1 protein-coding gene and 1 pseudogene are annotated in these 2,550 nt (G+C 45.6%); one reads left to right on the forward strand and one right to left on the reverse strand.

The genetic code is table 11. The annotated features are described in order from the left end of the window. Positions 1 to 20 precede the first annotated feature (20 nt). Positions 21 to 1,922, reverse strand: a complete 1,902-nt coding sequence (gene mrdA / locus AWU74_RS04905) for a penicillin-binding protein 2 (RefSeq protein ID WP_238580172.1) — start codon at positions 1,920 to 1,922, stop codon at positions 21 to 23. A 488-nt stretch (positions 1,923 to 2,410) separates the two neighbouring features. Here mrdA and AWU74_RS10370 point away from each other — a divergent pair. Further along, positions 2,411 to 2,550 (forward strand): annotated as a pseudogene (locus AWU74_RS10370) (IS5/IS1182 family transposase); the annotation flags it as partial.

Here is a 2,550-nt window from a genome sequence, read left to right on the forward strand (position 1 = left end):
CTGATGAGGGGGATTCTTTATTATTCCCGCCTTCCGGCAGGTTTTAACAGAGACCTGAAACCAAGTGCGTCAAGCGCCTCGTCATAGGACTGATTCATAAAAATCCCTTGAAAAATGACATTTGCCGCATAAGGCGCCCACCATTCCCAAGTATTAACTGCCTCAACTAACACGCATACCACCACTGCGTTTTCCGTCGGTGCGTTAAATGGTGCATAAGCGACGAACCACGAACCCCACTGGTTCTTATACTGCGTAACTTCTGCCGTACCTGTTTTGCCCGCAATTTGTACCATGCTGTTCGTCAACGGACGCTGTGCGGAACCATTTGTAACTGCATAGCGAAGATACGACTGCATAAGTTTCCATGTTTCGACGGAGATCGTCGATTCATACATCACTTCCGGTTTGATTTCTATATTTGTTTCGTCGTTTTTTGAATTCCGAACTTCTTTTAAGAGGTGCGGTTTGTATATATTTCCTTTATTTGCGACCATCGCTGTTATGTTAGCGATATGCAAAGGTGTAGCCAGCATGAATCCTTGCCCTACCGACACACTCATCGTATCTCCGCCGACAAACCGTTCTCGATACCCCGCTTCTTTCCACGACGCTGTTGGAATAAATCCTGCTGAAACGTTTGGCAGATCAATCTCGGTATTTGTTTCCAACCTGAATTCTCGTGCATACGAAACAATTTTATCAATGCCAAGCGATTCGGTACCGATGGTCCAGAAATAAATATTGCATGACTGTGCAAGACCATTCTTCAAATCAAGATAACCATGCCCGCGAGGGTATACGTGACAGTGGAATGTTTTATCGCCATAGAAGTGTGTCCCTTCGCAGTAAATTTTTTTATCCTTCGAAAATGCTCTTTCTTCTAACAACGCTGCGGACATGACGACCTTAAACGTCGACGCAGGCGGATACGCTGCATTTACTACACGATTCAGCAGCGGGTTGTTTGGCACATTCATTAATTCTGCATAGCTACTCGCAGTGTGAGCGGAACTGAGTATATTGGTATCAAAATATGGGTATGACACCACTGCAAGAATTTCACCAGAAGCTGGTTTTAGCGCCACTGCCGCACCGACTCGCGCGCCAAGTGCCGTCTCTACCAGCCGCTGAATCCGAGTATCAAGTGTCAGTACCAAATTCTTGCCCGCTTCCGGCGTTTTCATTGTCAAATTTTCCGGTATTAGATTTTTTTTCGTGTTCCTTATACGCGATTCGTTTTTCGTTTCTTCTCGCAAAAGCAGATCGTACTGTTTTTCTATGCCTGTTTTTCCGACGATACTTGTATCGATAGATTCACTGCTATACAATATCTTAATTTCGTTGTCGGCGACATTCCCGGTATACCCGATAATATGCGATAAAGAGCCAATGTCGGTGGTGTTTCGAACTAGCTTCGAGCGCCACGATACACCAGGCAAATTGATACTGTTTTCCGCAATGTTTCGAATAGTTACGAGCGGCACACTGGATTTTATCTCAATGCTGGCAAACGTTTTCTGTCCCGACGAAAACACCTTTGAGTCAACTTCCTGTTTCCGCATGTTCAAACACTTCGCAAGCTCTCTGACAACCGCATCATAGTTCTCCTCTGGAATTTCGCTCGGCATTATATAGACTGTAAATAAATCCGTGTTGCTAACGAGCGGAGAAACAGCATTCCGGTCAAAAATCTCACCGCGCTGTACCGGAACTTTTTTAGAACGGTTTAAACCGTTCGTTGCGTCGGAACGGTAGTTTGCACCTTCGAAAAACTGCATGGAAAACAGCTTGAAAATATAGACGCCAATTATCCCGCACACCAAAACAAACAAGGTGAATATTTTTTCGTTTTGCTTATCCGCGCTCTGATGCAAACGTTTGTCAAATAAGATTTGCATAAAACCTGCCCCCGTCGGCATTGAACAGCACGCGTAACCGCGACAAAACGGCAAAGATAACTTTTAACAACAGAGCGGTATTGAGATAATTCCACCGCAACCGATGAATAACCCCGCGGCAAGTTGCGGGATATCAGGTTTTAGAAGAAGCTGACGATTTTCTTGCGCTTACCGTCTGCCGACTGTCGATTTTAGTTCTGTATATATAGCAGATTTACGGAAAAAAGACAATCCTCTGCATGCAGCGGGGCAGTTTCCGCACTTTCGCTTTGCCTCTATGCCTTGCCCCGTGCGAATGCCCAGATTCAAATATCTAGCGCTGGACTTTCCGCTGTAAGTGCTACAAGTAATCTTTAGGACTTCTACAGACAGCCTTTTGAACTGCCAAACTACAGTGTTTTTTCAAAGAACTCGGCAAAGAGGTAAAGCCTCTCTACCGCTCACGCGAGCGCCTCTGTCTTGCCCTAGGCAGTGTGGACTAAAGAAAGGGAAAGAAGTAAAATAGAAGCATGAAAAGAAAAGAAGGCATTCACCGGCACGATATAAGCGACGAGGCGTGGGAACGGATAAAAGAACTGCTGCCCGGACAGGCAGGGAAGCACGGGGGAGTGGCGAAAGACAACCGCTTGTTTATTAATGCGGTAGCGTG

Source organism: Treponema endosymbiont of Eucomonympha sp. (assembly GCF_001028545.1).

Excerpts from the sequence above, each read along its gene's own strand:
- mrdA (WP_238580172.1), bottom strand. The coding sequence starts at position 1,922 with ATGCCGACGGGGGCAGGTTTTATGCAAATCTTATTTGACAAACGTTTG.